Source organism: uncultured Bradyrhizobium sp., assembly GCF_947648125.1.
Classification (GTDB): Bacteria; Pseudomonadota; Alphaproteobacteria; order Rhizobiales; family Xanthobacteraceae; genus Bradyrhizobium.
The window spans coordinates 1-15,056 of the sequence record NZ_CANSMR010000013.1 but is presented as its reverse complement, the minus strand read 5'-3'; the positions used below and the strand labels follow the sequence as shown (position 1 = coordinate 15,056).

The window sequence follows — 15,056 nt, the reverse complement described above, 5'->3', positions numbered from 1 at the left end:
GTCAGTCCGGCTCGCCTGCATTCTCCGGTCGTTTGCGGGACGTCCACATTTCGGCCTGCTTCATCGTTGCACAGTCCGTGGAAATCGGCGACCTTGCGCCATGGACCTCTCCATCGACCGTGTTCTCGACCGTTTCAGCATGATCTTCCGTTTCGCTCAATTGATTGCGATTGCTATCGTGTGCTGGCCTGCACTCGCCGTTGCCGCCGGCCCGGTCTACGACGTGGACCTGTATGCGTTGATGTCGGGTACCTGCCGCAATGTCACGGTCGCCGGCCGCAGCTATACCTGCAAGGCGGTGGCCTATTTCCACACCCTGCGCGGCCGTTCCGAGTTCACCGTGGTGCTCGACGATCCCGCCGACAAGAGCCACATCGTCTCGTTCTCCGGCGAGAGCACCGAGCGCACCCAGGACAATCTGTTCGAGCTCGCGGTCGACCGCATGTTGCTGAAGTCGAGCGACCGTCCGCGTGTCGATGGCCTGCCGGTGCCGCTGGTCGAGATGTCGACAGGCTCCTGCCGTCAGGTCGGAAGCTTCATCACGCGGCAGGTCTCGACCATCACCTGCGCTGCGACCGACCAGAGCGGCAAGAGGTACGAGCTGAGCTTCGAGTCGGACGGCTCGCCGATGACCTTGCGACGGCTGCGGCAATCGACGCTACCGTCGGAACGGCAACGGGCACGCCAGATCGCGCAGCTGGAATGCCGCCTCAAGGCGCGAGCCGCGCAGGTCCTGCCGCGGGACACGACGGCCTTCATGATCCGTTGTCTCGGTGAGGACGACGGCAAGCCGGCCGGTGAACAGCGATAGCCGCGCGCCCGGCGTTGCGGAGCAAGCTCAAGGAGAATTCGATGCGCGTGAAATTCACCATCATCGCCGCCATCGGCGTTGGCATCGCGGGGCCCGCCGCCGCGCAAATGTACGATCCGAATTATCCGGTTTGCCTGGAAGTCTATGGCGGCAGGCTGACGCCTGAGTACATCGATTGCAGCTTCACGTCGCTTCCGCAATGCCAGGCAACGGCGTCGGGACGATCGGCGACATGCTCGGTCAATCCGTTCTACAAAGGTCCTAAAAAGCCGACCAGGGAGCGGGGTCAACGACAGCGTCGGCCCGCCGACTAGCGCGCTCATTTATTGTCGGCTGACTGCGGTGGTCTGCATAGTCGTCGCCTTACTGGCGCAGTTGACTAACTCCGGCTGTTGTGGGGAAACCTTCCGAGCGACAAGGAGAGACCGATGCGCCTGAAACTGTTCGTGATCGCCGCATTTGCGGTCGCCCTGGCCGGGCCTGCCGCCGGGCAGGCCTATGATCCGAACTATCCGGTGTGCATGCACGTCTTTCAGGGCAAATTCGGCGGAAGCTACATCGATTGCAGCTTCACCTCGATCCCGCAGTGCCAGGCGTCGGCGTCGGGCCGGGGTGCGATGTGCTCGGAGAATCCCTTCTTCGCGCCGCCGTCGCCTTCGAAGCGCCGGGTGCACCGCGGACGGCATCGTACCCACTGATGCGGGAATACCAGACAGCTCGAACGCCTGCCGTCAGACCGGCACGCTCAAGGCATCGTAGGTGAACAGCCAGTCATAGCGCTCGCGCACCCGGTCCGGTTGCCATTCGCGCGAGACGTAGGCGTCGGCGCCTTCGGCGTCGGCGAGTGCCGGATTATGGAAGCGCCTGGCATTCTCGGCGGACTTCATCACGATCATATTCGTCCGCGTCAGCCGCGCGGCCTGATAGCGCTGCAGCGCCTCCTCGGGCGGGAAGCATTCGAGGCAGCGTGCCAGCACCATGCCGTCCTCGATCGCCATGTTGGCACCCTGGGCCAGGAACGGCAGCGTCGGATGCGCGGCGTCGCCGAGTACGCAGGCCCGCCCCACGGCGAAGCGATCGAGCGGGTCGCGGCCAAGCAATGCCCATTTGTAGGGAATATCGAGGTTGCCGATGATGGTGTGGATGTCCGGATTCCAGCCGGCAAAGGCAGCGCCGCAGGCCTCGCGCGTGCCGCGTTCGGTCCATGACTCGATCGACCAATTCGCGCCCTCGAAAATACCGACGAAGTTCAACAGCTCGCCGCGGCGAACCGGATAGGTGATGACATGGCCGCCAGGGCCGACCCAGTTGGTGCCGACGTCGCGCCTGAGGCTCGCCGGCAGCTGTTGCATCGGGATCAGGCCGCGCCAGGCGGCCACACCCGAGAAGAATGGTTGTGTGTCGCCGCCGATCTGCCGGCGAATTTCGGAGTGCACGCCGTCGGCGCCGATCACGACGTCGCCGCGGCGCCGCTCGCCATTGGCGAGACGCAGCCAGATGCCGTCACCGTGCTCGTCAAAACCGGCGCAGCGGCTGTTGAGATGCAGGCGTCCCGGTGCCCGTGCGCTGAATGCGTCGACCAGCACGCGGTGAAAGTCGCCACGATGTACCATCCAGTAGGGCGCGCCATAGATCGCCCGCGAGGAGGCGCCGAGGTCGAACAGCTTCCAGGTCCGCCCGGTGCTGAACAGCCGAATCTCCTTGCCCGAGGGCTCGCAGGCGATCGCCTGCATTTGCTGCTCGAGGCCGAGCGCAATGAGGACGCCTGTGCCGTTGGCGCTGAGCTGGACGCCGGCGCCGAGCTCGCGCAGCTCCGATGCCTGTTCGAAGATCTCAACCTCGATCCCCCGCTGCAGCAGCGACAGCCCCGCGACGAGGCCGCCGATCCCGGCGCCGGCAATCAGGACTTTTGGCTTGCGGTTTGCGCTCACGCGAGACATCCGCCGCTATCTGCGCGTGACAAGGAAGTCATCGGTGAACTCGCCGCGCGATACCTTGACCGGGATCTCGCCCTCGCTGCCGATCTCGACGAGCTCCGAGCCGGACTTGTTATGCTCGGGCGTCAGGAGCTCGATGCGCTCGGCGATCCGTTCGGCCTGCCAACCCGTCAGCTTCCAGGCAAACCGGCCGCCGAGATCGCGCATGCCGAATTCCCCATCGGCGGGCGCCAGCACCAGCTCGTTGCGCGAGACGGCGCCGGGAATCCGCTCCGCCACGGCAACGGCCTGCGGGTTTTCGGCAAAGCGCCGCAACAGCCTTGCCAGCGCGGCAAGATCGGCGGCCTCGCCGAGGAACAGGAACAGCGGATGGAAATCGCTCGGCATGTATTCAAATCGCAGCATGATCGATGGTCCGTTGGCTGGATCTAGTCGCTGAGCACCTTGACGACGTCCTGGGCATGGCAAAGCTCCACCATGCCGACATCGCCCGGACGGGCAGGGGACTCCAGGTAACGCACCTGCAGCCATTGGCCGTCGTCCATGTTTTCCACCACCTCGGCGACGACGCCGGCCTCGAGTTTCAGCCGCGTCCCGACCTTGATCGCCGTCACGTCAATCATCGCACCACACCTTGCTCAGAAGAACGTGGTGAGATTCTTGGCCAGCAGGATATTCTGTTCAAGCAATATCTCGCGCCTCCCGATCTTCCAGCCGTTGTCGGTCAGGCGCAGCGTGTCGTTGCGGCGGCCGACGAAGATGTAGGTCTCGTACTCGACGCGGTTCTGATAGACGAGAAATCGGCTGGTGACATCGAGCTCGCGCGCCGCGCCGATATCCGGCCGCGCGCCCTTGACCTGCACGTTGCTGACCATGTGCGTGATCCGCGACAACGGCTCCTCGGCGTAATGCACGCCGGTCAGGATCTGGTCGACCCGTTTGGTCAACGTCCACTTGTCCTCGTCGAACCAGCTGATGCCTTCACCGCGTTTGGTGTTCTCGCGTGCGGCCTGCTGGCCGAATTTCACATTGCGCCGGATCGGCATGAAGTAACTGACATCCTCGGCGAGCAGCGCGAGCCAGTCGCGGAAGCGCCGGTCATCGAGCAGATCGGCCTCGTGGTAATAGAAATCCTCGACATCGGCCTTCAGCCGGTAATAGGCCGCCGATCGTTCGATCGTGGCGCCGGCAAGGTGGGCTTGCTTGTCGTGATCCTGAACCGTCGTCGTCATCGGTATCTCCTCATCAGGGATCGCGGGGTTGTCAGGTCGCCGGCTTCGGTGGGACTGGTCCGCCCTGCTGGGCGAAGCAGCCGACATCGATCACGGTGCCGGACAGCGTTTCCGCTTCCGGCGACAGCAGGAAGGCCACGACGTTGGCGATGTCGTCGCCAGCGGCGACCCGGCCCGCGGCGGTGCCCGGCGCGCCCTTGCCGAAGCGGGCCGCATCGCCGCCGACCCGGCCGAGGCTCATGCCGCTGACGATGCCGCCACCACCTGGGATTACGGTGTTGACGCGGATGCGCTGGTGGAAAAAGTCGTAGGCCATCGCGGCGCTCAACGCGACAACGCCGCCCTTGCTCGCGCTGTAGACCGCCATGTTCGGCTTGCCCCAGCCGGCGCCGGATCCGATGTTGACGATCGAGCCGCCGCCCTGCGCGATCATGTGCGGGATCGCCGCGCGACTGGTGAGATACGGTCCCTTCAGGTTTACGGCGATAATGCGATCGAACAGCGCCTCGTCGGTGTCGAGCACGGTGCCGAGCGGACCGATCGCGGCGTTGTTGACGACGCCGTCGATGCGGCCGAACCGCGCCATGGCCTGCGCGATCACTCTGCCGACATCGCCCGCTTGCGACACATCGGCCTCCATCAATTCGGCGGAGAGGCCTTCGCGATCGAGCTCCTGGCGCAGCGCCGGAATGGCGTTCTGCGCGATGCTCGAGACCTGTGGCGCCTCGAGGCCGAACGCCACCACCGCATGGCCGCGGCGGGCGAGGCCGAGTGTGATCGCGCGGCCGATGCCGAAGGTGCCTCCGCTGACGAGGATGGTTTTTCGGGGCGCGGTCATTCTGCGGCCTCCCGGCTGCCTGCGGGGGATCCCAGCAGCTCGTGCCAGCCGCCGCCCTGCATGTAGGTGGACCAGCGGCGGTAGAACCCGCGCGCGATCTGCTCGGTGACTTGCGTGGAGACATCGCCGCCGAGCGGATGATCGGTCACGTAGGCGCCCATCGACTGCTGATAGTTGAAGGGATAGCGCCGCGCGACCATGCCGGTGCTCGCCGCGGTCGCATAGAGCCAGTTCTCCATGTCGTCCTGCTCGGTCATGCCGGCCGGGCCGGAGTAGCGCATGTAGTAGTGGCGCAGATAATCCTTGGCTTCTTGTGGCGCGTCCTTGTCGACCAGGAAGAAGCGCCAGCCCTCGGTCGAGGTGGGGCTGTGCGGATGCCAGGCGCAAAGTCCGCGCGGCTGGCGACCGTGATAGGAGGTGTTGGGGAAGATCGTGCCGACGAAGGGCAGTAGCCGCGCCCCTTCGCCGAGCCGCCGCTTGCGCTCCTCGAAACAGTGCCGGAAGTATTGTTCGAGGATCGGATTGTCGAGAAAGGACTCGGTGTATTCGTTGGCTTCCGGCTGGATCGCGCTGTGCACGCCGTGGCCTCCCGGAAAGCTGATCCAGACGTGCTGTGCCTTCTCCAGTTCGTCGTCGCGGCGGCCCTTCTTGCCGGCCGCAGCGCTCGGCCCGATGCCGATCAGATCGACCGAGCGGTGGCTCGGATTGTGATAGGTGTCGCCGAGGAAATTCTCGGCGGCGAATTTCCAATTGGCGGGGAATACCCATTTGTGGACGCCGATCACCTCGGAGCCGCCCTCGCGGCCGTCGCGGCAGTCGAGCGCCTGGTCGAGATGGATCCTGGCATCGCCGAGATAGGTGATGAAGTCGGGCGCATCCTTGTCCCAGGTCGCCCAGATCGAGCCCTTGTAGTTGCAGAGCTTCGCCACCGAGACCAGCGAGTTGGCCTCGCGGTCGAGCACGCCGTCATAGAGCGTCCGGTGCAGCGGAACGCCCTGCAGCTTGCCGTCGGTGGTGTAGGTCCAGCTGTGATACGGGCAGGTGAACAGCGAGGTGTTGCCCTGCTCGTAGCGGCACACTTTCATGCCGCGGTGCCGGCACGAATTCAGGAAGACGTGGATCTCGCCCTTCTTGTCGCGGCAGAGGATGACGGATTCCTCGCCCATCCGCGAGGTGTAGAAGTCGCCGGGATTGGGCACGAGGCTTTCGTGGCCGACCAGCAGCCAGGCGCGCGTGAAGACCTTGTCGAGTTCCTGCCGGTAAATATCGGCGTCTACGAAGATCTCGCGGCTGATGAAGCCACCCTTGATGTCAACAAGCTGATCGAAATCGTTGCGAAGCGGCATCGGCTCCTCCTTGTTTCATGCATGCGCGACCGCGCGTCGCGGCGAATGGTGGTGCGTCCTATTTGTCGAGCTTGCAGCCGCCCGTTCCCTCGGGGCGGAATGCCTTGTCGCCGGGAATGACCGCGATCTTCTGGTAGTAGTCCCAGGGATATTTGCTCTCCTCCGGCTTCTTCACGCGGTAGAGCGAGAGGTCGTAGACGACGCGGCCGTCCTTGCGGATGTGCGCGGGGCGGCCGAAGAAATCGACCGGCAGCTTGCGCATCTCGGCATTCACCGCCTTGGCCTCGTCGCTGCCGCCGGCCTCGATCGCTTTCAGATAATGCCGCACGGCGGCGTAGGTCGCGGCCTGCAGCTTGGTCGGCTCGCGCTTCTCGATCTCGATGAAGCGCTTGGCGAAGGCGCGGGTGCCGTCGTCGTCATCCCAATAATATTGGGACGCGATGTACATGTCCTGCGCATCGCGCAAGCCGATCGAATGGACGTCGGAGATGAAGGTCAACATGCCGACGATGGTCTGCCCGCCCTGTTGCAGGCCGAATTCATGGGTCTGCTTGACCGCGTTGACGGTGTCGGCGCCGGTGCCGGCCAGTGCCACCACCTTGGCGCCGGAATTCTGCGCCGCCAGCAGGAAGGACGAGAAGTCGGTGGTGTTGAAGGGATAGCGCACCGCGCCGACGACCTTGCCGCCGGCATCGGTCACCGCGCGCGAGGCATCCTTTACCATGGCGGTGCCGAACGAATAATCGACCGCGACAAAGAACCACTCCTTGCCGACGCGGCGGCTCAGCTCGCCGACCAGTCCGGCCGACAGCGCGTAGGTGTCATCGGCCCAATGCGTGATGACGGGCGAGCATTTGTCGCCGGTCAAATCGGAGGTCGCGGCGCCCGAGACCAGCGCGGTCCGGTTGCTCTGCGTCGCGAGCCCGGCGACGGCGAGGCCGACCGAGCTCACTGCAAGGTCGGTCACTGCGTCGACATGCTCGACGTCGAACCATTGCCGCGCGATCCCGACCGCGACGTCGGGCTTGTTCTGGTGGTCGGCCGAGATGATCTCGATCGGCTTGTCCAGCACCTTGTTGTGAAAATCCGCGGCGGCAAGCCTGGCGGCGGTTACCGAGCCCGGCCCGCCGAGATCGCGGCCGCTACCGTAATCGCCCAGGACCGCAATCCGCACCACGCCGTCGGAGATGCCCGAACCATCCGGCGCGGCATACGCCAGCGACGTCGGGAGCATCAGCGCGGCGATCGCGGACCATCTGCGCGTGGCGTCAGTCTGAACCAATTTCCAATCCTCCTGTCATTTTGCGATGTCCATCTAGTGGACATCATTCTCATAATATGTGATACTATCCATGCGGGCCGATTGGTCAAGCGCGCTGGATGCAGCGCGCCCTGCCGAATTTGCGGATGTGGACGGATGGCGAAGAAACCGAAGGCGGAAGCTCACGACGCGGAGCAGGGGGGGTCGGGCGTGCGCGCGGTCGACCGTGCGATCGCGATCCTGCAATGTTTCACACCCGATCAGCCGGCGATGAGCGTGATCGAGATCCAGAAGCGCGTCGGGCTGAGCCGGCCGACGCTCTATCGTCTGCTGCAGACGCTGGCGCAGCGCGACCTGATCCAGGCCGAAGGCGACCCGCAGCGCTTCCGGCTGTCCCACGGCGTGATGAAGCTGTCCCATGTCTGGCTGACGGGGCTCGAGGTCGTCGCGATCGCGCGCCCGGTCGTCGAAGGCCTGCGCGAGGCGACCGGCGAGACCGCCGCGCTGTTCCGCGTGCAGGAGGATCGCGGCATCTGCATCCTCGAATGCCAGAGCCGTCACGTGCTCTCGATCAGCCGCGGCGTTGGCGACAGTTTGAGCCTGACCCGGGGCTCGACCGGCAAGGCGATGCTGGCCTTCATGGACCCGGCGCGGCAGGCCGAGCTCCTCGCCACCATACCGAACAGCGCCGACCGTGCGCGGCTGGAGGAAGCCCTGGCATTTGCTCGGCGCAACGGCTACGCGACCAGCCACAGCGAGATCTTCGCCGGTACGGTCGCGGTCTCCGCGCCGTGCTTCGATCACCGCGGCGATGTTGTCGGTTCGGTCGGCCTCTACGGACCAGGCGCGCGCATCGACGAACAGAAGCTGCTGGAATATTCTAGGCTGGTGCGCGAGGCCGGCCGGCAGATTTCAGTTCTGCTGGGATTTCAGGGGGCCGAGCCGGCTGCTTCCGAACGCTCGTGATGCGATCGGGCCGGCGGCGCCCGGCCATGCCTTCATGCTGCGCGCGCCAGGGCATCGAAGCGACGGGGAACCCGGACCAGGTCCGGTTTCCCTGGGGAACCCGGCGCGGCGGTCAGGGGCCAAACCCTGCCGCGATCCCGGGTGGTGGGCGGCGCATCAGGCAGACGTTAACGAATCTTCACGATCATGCGAGCTGCTTGGCTTTTGGCCGCGGTCGGCAAGATCGACACGCGTCCCGAATTCGTTCACAACTATGGCGATAGTTACGCAATCTATTGCTGGATTCGTCGCGACGGGACGCGCGCAACCTCGCCAGGACAGGCCTGGCCGACAGCAATCGTATCGTGTCAAGATTTGCGAAGGAATTCCATGACGGCAAGCTGGGTCAATTCCCTGGTCGACAGTGGCATCAAGTCCGACATGCTCAACTTTGCTGCGGACGGCGTCTTCACCGACGCTGAAGCCATCCAGTTGCTGGCGGATGTCGCCAATCGCGGAAGCGTCACCGCGAATGAGCTGAACTCGCTGCAGCTGATTGCGGCCAATCTGAACAGCGGTCTTTCCACATCGGACTATGTCTCCCATCTTTTCAACCAGCTCGTTGATGGGAATCCGGCGAACGCCACCTGGACAGGGGGTGGCACTGCTCAGATCACGCTCGGCAATCTGCAGGTTGGCACGACGTCGACGCAGATGTCTGAACTGATCGGAAAGTGGTTTCAGGGGACCGATCTTCCGGATCCGACTTTGCCGCCCGATGCAGGCGGGAGCGGCTGGACATTGCAGGGCTACAGCGCGGTTGTCGGGCCGTTGTATTCTTCGGCGGGCGCAGCCACCGTCAGCGACATCTGTCAGGGAGCAGACGGCGATTGCGAGTTGATGTCGGGATTGATCGACGTCGTCGTCTTTCATCCTCAGGTCATGAGTTCCATGATCGTGGACAATGGAAACGGCACCTATGGCGTGCGCTTCTATGTCAATGGTCAGGAGACATGGGAAACCGTCAATGACGAGTTTCCGGTCGTCAGTGGCACCGAACTTGACTATGGCCACAACTACAATGAGCAACCCACTGCGATGTGGGTTGCCTTGGTGGAAAAGGCCTACGCGCAGCTCAGTGCAACGGGGCAGATCGGGCACCCGGCCGTCAACAGCTACAACAATATCTCCGCTGATCCCCCGACGAATGTCTTCGAGAATCTGACCGACGCGACGAGCGTCAACTATTATCTGAGCAGCGCGTCCAATTGGTACAGCAACAAGTCCGTCTATATCGCGGCACTCTCCAGCCACGACGACGTCATCCTCGAGATTCCTTCAACGTCTCCGTACACGTATGACAGTGCCGGAAACATCCAGCTGGTCCCGGATCACGCGTTCGGCGTCGTTGGCTATGACAGCGCGACGGGCAATTTCATCGTTCGCAATCCATGGGGAAACAGCTATCCCGGCCAAAACTGGGATGTGCAGTTTGAAGTCTCGCTGACACAGATCGCCAGTGAGGGCGGCGACTTCGTCATCGACAATTCCGGCGCCGTCGACGTCGCGCCGACGGTCGTCGCATCCAATGTAACCGGCCGCGTGCAAACCTCGGTTGCAGCGTCGTCCATGTTCTATACGACGGGCGGTACTCTGCCCATCATCGAATATGCGCTTTGGGACTCCACGGGTAACGGGCACTTCACCGTGGGCGGGGTGGCGCAGGCGAACGGGGTCGAGATCGACGTCGCTGCTTCACAGTGGTCCAGCATTGCCTATCAGTTCGGCCCCGCGAGCGACCAGCTGTGGGTGGAAGCGTTCAACGGCGTATTCTGGAGCGCCTGGAGCGAATTTACGGCAACCCCGGAAGGGCCCGTGGTGACGGCCGCAAACGTGACGGCAACGCATGGCCAGAGCTTTGCTGTGTCGTCGCTGTTCACCTATTACGACCCGTTCGGCCTCGCAGCCACCGAATACGATGTCTGGGACAGCGGCACCGGTGGCGGCCACTTCGTTCTGAACGGGGTGGTGCTTGCCGCCAACCAGCACAACTACATCACGGCCGCGCAGCTGTCGTCATTGACCTATCAATCCGGCTCCGGCGCGGACACACTCTGGATCCGGGCCAACGACAGCACGGTTTGGGGCCAGTGGTCGAACGCTTTCACCGTCACCGCGCCGGTCGACAGCGGTCCCGTCGAGGCGGTGTCGAACATTGTCGCCGCTCATGGCCAGAGTTATGCGGCCTCGTCGCTGTTCACCTACAGCGACCCGTTCAACAGTCCTGCAACGCTGTATGACGTCTGGGACAAGGGAACAGGTGGCGGACACTTCGTTCTGAACGGGGTGGCACTTCCCGCCAACCAGGACAACTACATCACGCCCGCCCAGCTGGCCTCGTTGAGCTATCAATCGGGCTCCGGCATCGACACGCTCTGGATCCGCGCCAATGACGGCACCGTGTGGGGAGCGTGGTCGAGCCCCTTCACCGTCAATGCTCCCCTCGACAGCGGACCCGTCGAGACGGTGTCGAACATCGTCGCGCCCCACGGCCAGAGCTATGCGGCCTCGTCGCTGTTCACCTATAGCGATCCGTTCAACAGCGCCGCGACCGAGTACGATGTCTGGGATAGCGGCACTGTTGGCGGGAGCTTCCTCCTGAACGGCGTGGCGCTGCCGGCCAATCAGGACAATTACATCACGGCCGCCCAGCTGGCGTCGCTGAGCTATCAATCGGGCTCCGGTATCGACACGCTCTGGATCCGCGCCAATGACGGCACGGTGTGGGGGGCCTGGTCGAACGCCTTCACCGTCAATGCTCCCCTCGACAGCGGACCCGTTGAGACGGTGTCGAACATCGTTGCGCCCCACGGCCAGAGCTATACGGCTTCGTCGCTGTTCACCTATAGCGATCCGTTCAACAGCGCCGCGACCGAGTACGATGTCTGGGATAGCGGCACTGTTGGCGGGAGCTTCCTCCTGAACGGCGTGGCGCTGCCGGCCAATCAGGACAATTACATCACGGCCGCCCAGCTGGCGTCGCTGAGCTATCAATCGGGCTCCGGTATCGACACGCTCTGGATCCGCGCCAATGACGGCACGGTGTGGGGGGCCTGGTCGAACGCCTTCACCGTCAATGCTCCCCTCGACAGCGGACCCGTTGAGACGGTGTCGAACATCGTTGCGCCCCACGGCCAGAGCTATGCGGCTTCGTCGCTGTTCACCTACAGTGATCCGTTCAACAGTGCTGCGACCCAATATGACGTTTGGGACACGGGCACAGGTGGCGGCCACTTTGTCTTGAGCGGGGTGGCACTTGCACCGAACCAGCACAACTACGTCACGGCAGCCCAGCTGGCGTCGCTGAGCTATCAATCCGGCTCGGGCGCGGACACGCTGTGGGTCCGCGCGAACGACGGCACCGTCTGGGGATCATGGTCAAGTGCTTTCACCGTGACTGCGCCGGTGGACACGGGTCCGGTGGTGACCCCGACCAATTCAAGCACGCTGTCCGTTCAAGGCCAGACGTTCTCGGTGTCTTCGCTCTTCACCTATTCGGATCCGTTCAGCAGTTCCGCGACATCGTATGATGTCTGGAACAGCGGAGGCGGCAACGGCTACTTCACGCTGAACGGTGTTGCGCTCGGAGCAAATCAGGACAACGTCGTCGCGGCCTCGCAGCTCTCCCAGCTTGCGTATCACGTTGGGTCGGGGACCGACACGCTCTGGATCAAAGCCAATGACGGGACCGTCTGGGGCGCTTGGTCCAGCGCCTTCACGATCAGCGATCCCTCGATCATTCCAGCCGGACAGACCCTCGAGCTTGCGTCGGCGAGCTCGGCGCAAATCTCCTTTGCCTCAAGCTCCGGGACATTGAAGCTCGATGACCCCGCCGGCTTCTCCGGCACCGTCGCCGGCATGACGGGAGCCGACGCGATCGATTTCGCCAATATCGATTTTGCGGCTGGGCAAACCGTGGGCTTTGCCGGCAACGCCGCGGGCGGATCGCTCTCCGTCTCGGACGGCGTCCACGCCGCCAGCATCGCCTTGCTCGGAAACTACATGGCTTCCACCTTCGTCGCCGCGAGCGATGGACATGGCGGCACGGCCATCACGGTGCATCCCGATCAGGTCGCCACGCTTGCCCCGCCGCAACATGCCTGAGCTGGGCCGTTGTCCTGATGGGACTTGGGCTGCCTCTACGGTCCAGATGCACCTAACTCACGAACAGAAGCTCCTGGAATACTCCGGGGTGGCGCGCGAGGTCGACCGGCAGATATCGGTCTTGCCGGGCTTTCAGGACGGCGCGCCGCCCGCAACGATGCACGCGCGTTCCGGTTGACGCCGGCGCCGCTAGGCCGGGCCGGCCAGGGAGGCTGCCGAGGTGAGCAGCCTCCCGAGAGGCGTTTCGCCGTTGGAAGTCAGTTGGGCAGGCCCTCGGTGACGTAGGATCGGGCTTTGATCGCTTTGTTTCGCTCTGCGCGCAGTGCTGACCAAGCCGGCGAGCTGCGCGAAGCTTGCGCCTTGGCGAGGCTGTCATAGACGGCGATCGTCACACGCTTGGGCGCCTCGCCCTCGAACGCGACAGTGGTTCCGCCTCGCGCCAAGAACGTTCCGCCGGACGACTTGATGACCTCCGTGACTTTCGGGAGATAGGCATTCTGTGCGTCTTGATCGAGCACCTCCACCTCCGTGACGACGTAGGCCTTTGGTGTGGATTGCGCGTGAAGTCCTTGGATCGCGATGGCGCCGACCGCGATGCCGGCCAGCATGGACAAGGCAACTGTGTATCCTGTTTTCACGATAATTCTCCCAATGATCAATGTTTACGTGAATAGCGTCGCAGCTGTGCGCGCGTTCAATGCCGCTGTCATTTCGGAGTCGAAAACAATGGTTGCCGATGGAATAGGCTGCCAACTGTCGCAAGCGGAGAGTTCGGCATGCCTCCGCTTTATCTGCAGCTCTCGGCAAGCCAAACGCTTGACCGCGCGGGGAGCCTACACCGTTGTCGGATCAGGACATACGGCTGTTTCGCTGGCCAAAGATGAAATCCAGGTGACTTATATCGGGGCGCCCATCGCATAGGGTTTCAGCACTGCATAGAGGAAGTCGTGCGTCGGGGTCGGCACGCCGAGCTTGCGGCCGAGCTCGACCACCTTGCCGTTCAGCCAGGGCAGTTCGAGCCGGTTGCCGCGCTCGAGATCGAGCGCCATCGACGCTTTCATCGCCGGCGGCGCATGGCCGATGAAGTCGAGCACCTTCGTCAGCGGGTCCGGTGGCAGCTTGATGCTGCTGGCGTGCGCGATGGCGATGATCTCCTCGCAGGCTGACACGAAGTACGGGCGCAGGTCGGGATCGTCGCGCAGCCTGCCGATCGGCTGGCGCGTGACGGCGGTCATGCCGGCATTGGTGGCGAGGCCGACGAATTTCATCCAGAGCTCGGTGTTGATCTGATCGCTCAGCGTGGCGTCGAAGCCGGCTTTCAGGCAGAGCTCGAGCAGCGCCCTGCCGCGCGGCGTGATGCGGCCGTCGAGTTCGCCGAAGATCATGCGCATGAAGGTGCCGACCTGGTTGATCACGCCGGGCTTGATGATCGAGGCAGAGATCTGCGCCACGCCGCCCATCACGGCGTTGCGGCCCAGGATCGGGATCAGCCGGTCGGGTGCATCGATGCCGTTCTGCAGCGGGATCACCGCGGTGTCGGGACCGACCATCGGCTTGATGTGCTCGCCGGCACTCTCGACGTCCCACAGCTTGACGCAGAACAGCACGATATCGACCGGACCGACGCTTGCGGGGTCGTCGGTCGCCTGGGTCGGGACGAGGTGGGTTTCGCCGCGGCCGCCCTGAACCTTCAAACCTTCGCGGCGCATGGCGGCGAGGTGCGTGCCGCGCGCGATAAAGGTGACGTCCGCGCCGGCATGCGCCAGCGCCGCTCCAAAACCGCCGCCGACGCCTCCGGCGCCCACCACTGCGATCCGCATGATTGTCTCCTTCCAGCGCGTTGGCCCGCAGCCTCGACGATGTCGGCGCAATGCGCAACCCCGGTTGCGCAATGCGCAACCCGGCCTGTCTGAAAACGGCGTGACCGCAGCATGCGCCATCTTCCTACGTTGAACTTGCCCGAGCGAACCGCTAAGCCATTTGCCTGATGTTCGGGAGGAATGCGTGGGGATGACGGAGCCGACGGCGGTCGCGCTTGACGGTGCGACGGTGGCGTTTCGGTTGGCGGATGGACGCGTCTATACCGCGGTCGAGCAGGCCAATCTTTCGGTTGATCATGGCGAGTTCGTCGCCATTGTCGGCCCGACCGGATGCGGAAAGTCGACGCTGCTCAACGTCACCGCGGGGCTGTTGAAACCGGCGGCCGGATCGGCGCGGATTTTCGACAAGCCGCTCGCCGGCCTCAACCGCGACGCGGGTTACCTGTTCCAGGCCGATGCGCTATTCCCGTGGAAGACCGCGATCGACAATGTCGCGATCGGGCTCGAGATCCGGGGTACGCCGCGCGCAGATGCGCTCGCGCGCGCGCAGCAATGGCTGACCTCGGTCGGGCTCGGCGCCTTCGCGGGCCGCTATCCGCATATGCTGTCGGGCGGCCAGCGCAAGCGCGTCGCGCTGGCGCAGGTCTTGATCCGCGATCCGAAGATCCTGCTGATGGACGAGCCGTTCGGCCCGCTCGACGC

The 15,056-nt window shown here is 64.1% G+C and carries 15 protein-coding genes; 6 read left to right on the top strand and 9 right to left on the bottom strand.

The features are described from left to right. The first annotated feature begins 100 nt into the window (after window positions 1-100). The 3 genes from Q0030_RS22330 to Q0030_RS22320 all read left to right on the top strand — a co-directional run bounded on the left by Q0030_RS22330 (window position 101) and on the right by Q0030_RS22320 (window position 1,509). A complete protein-coding gene (locus Q0030_RS22330) occupies window positions 101-811 on the top strand; it encodes a hypothetical protein (protein WP_298371739.1) in 711 nt (236 codons plus the stop codon). A 41-nt stretch (window positions 812-852) separates the two neighbouring features. Beyond that, window positions 853-1,125, top strand: coding sequence for a DUF3551 domain-containing protein (locus Q0030_RS22325; RefSeq protein ID WP_298371737.1), 273 nt, complete (start codon window positions 853-855; stop codon window positions 1,123-1,125). A gap of 114 nt (window positions 1,126-1,239) precedes the next feature. Next, window positions 1,240-1,509 carry a DUF3551 domain-containing protein gene (locus tag Q0030_RS22320; protein WP_298371736.1) on the top strand — a complete coding sequence of 90 codons (270 nt, stop codon included), beginning with the start codon at window positions 1,240-1,242 and terminating at the stop codon, window positions 1,507-1,509. A 33-nt stretch (window positions 1,510-1,542) separates the two neighbouring features. On the opposite strand, the gene Q0030_RS22315 is transcribed toward Q0030_RS22320, so the two are convergent. The 7 genes from Q0030_RS22315 to Q0030_RS22285 are packed head-to-tail and all read right to left on the bottom strand — an operon-like array spanning window position 1,543 to window position 7,446. Then, window positions 1,543-2,751: an FAD-dependent monooxygenase gene (locus Q0030_RS22315; RefSeq protein ID WP_298371734.1), complete on the bottom strand. Its 1,209-nt coding sequence runs from the start codon at window positions 2,749-2,751 to the stop codon at window positions 1,543-1,545. A 6-nt stretch (window positions 2,752-2,757) separates the two neighbouring features. Beyond that, window positions 2,758-3,153 (bottom strand): hypothetical protein, encoded by a 396-nt coding sequence (locus Q0030_RS22310; protein WP_298371732.1) that lies wholly within the window; start codon window positions 3,151-3,153, stop codon window positions 2,758-2,760. A gap of 23 nt (window positions 3,154-3,176) precedes the next feature. After that, the gene (locus Q0030_RS22305) at window positions 3,177-3,371 is read right to left on the bottom strand and encodes a hypothetical protein (protein WP_298371730.1); all 195 of its coding nucleotides are present in this window, start codon (window positions 3,369-3,371) and stop codon (window positions 3,177-3,179) included. A gap of 15 nt (window positions 3,372-3,386) precedes the next feature. Continuing rightward, window positions 3,387-3,980: a 3-phenylpropionate/cinnamic acid dioxygenase subunit beta gene (locus Q0030_RS22300; protein WP_298371729.1), complete on the bottom strand. Its 594-nt coding sequence runs from the start codon at window positions 3,978-3,980 to the stop codon at window positions 3,387-3,389. A 31-nt stretch (window positions 3,981-4,011) separates the two neighbouring features. Beyond that, window positions 4,012-4,818, bottom strand: coding sequence for an SDR family oxidoreductase (locus Q0030_RS22295; RefSeq protein ID WP_298371727.1), 807 nt, complete (start codon window positions 4,816-4,818; stop codon window positions 4,012-4,014). After that, a complete protein-coding gene (locus Q0030_RS22290; RefSeq protein WP_298371726.1) occupies window positions 4,815-6,164 on the bottom strand; it encodes an aromatic ring-hydroxylating dioxygenase subunit alpha in 1,350 nt (449 codons plus the stop codon). The genes Q0030_RS22295 and Q0030_RS22290 overlap by 4 nt, the downstream gene beginning before the upstream one ends. Before the next feature lie 58 nt (window positions 6,165-6,222). Beyond that, complete coding sequence (locus Q0030_RS22285; protein ID WP_298371724.1) at window positions 6,223-7,446, bottom strand: ABC transporter substrate-binding protein; 1,224 nt, start codon at window positions 7,444-7,446, stop codon at window positions 6,223-6,225. Window positions 7,447-7,581: 135 nt separating this feature from the next. On the opposite strand from Q0030_RS22285, the gene Q0030_RS22280 reads away from it, so the two are divergent. Beyond that, entirely contained in the window at window positions 7,582-8,391 is an 810-nt protein-coding gene (locus Q0030_RS22280; protein ID WP_298371722.1) for an IclR family transcriptional regulator, read from the top strand. A gap of 204 nt (window positions 8,392-8,595) precedes the next feature. After that, entirely contained in the window at window positions 8,596-12,534 is a 3,939-nt protein-coding gene (locus tag Q0030_RS22275) for a C2 family cysteine protease (RefSeq protein WP_298371720.1), read from the top strand. Between the two features lie 257 nt (window positions 12,535-12,791). Here the strand turns inward: Q0030_RS22275 and Q0030_RS22270 are convergent, their stop codons facing one another. After that, window positions 12,792-13,172 carry a DUF1330 domain-containing protein gene (locus tag Q0030_RS22270; protein ID WP_298371719.1) on the bottom strand — a complete coding sequence of 127 codons (381 nt, stop codon included), beginning with the start codon at window positions 13,170-13,172 and terminating at the stop codon, window positions 12,792-12,794. Window positions 13,173-13,430: 258 nt separating this feature from the next. Continuing rightward, a complete protein-coding gene (locus tag Q0030_RS22265; protein WP_298371717.1) occupies window positions 13,431-14,354 on the bottom strand; it encodes a 2-dehydropantoate 2-reductase in 924 nt (307 codons plus the stop codon). A 190-nt stretch (window positions 14,355-14,544) separates the two neighbouring features. On the opposite strand from Q0030_RS22265, the gene Q0030_RS22260 reads away from it, so the two are divergent. After that, on the top strand, window positions 14,545-15,056 hold a 512-nt coding region (locus Q0030_RS22260; protein WP_298371716.1), incomplete at its 3' end, for an ATP-binding cassette domain-containing protein.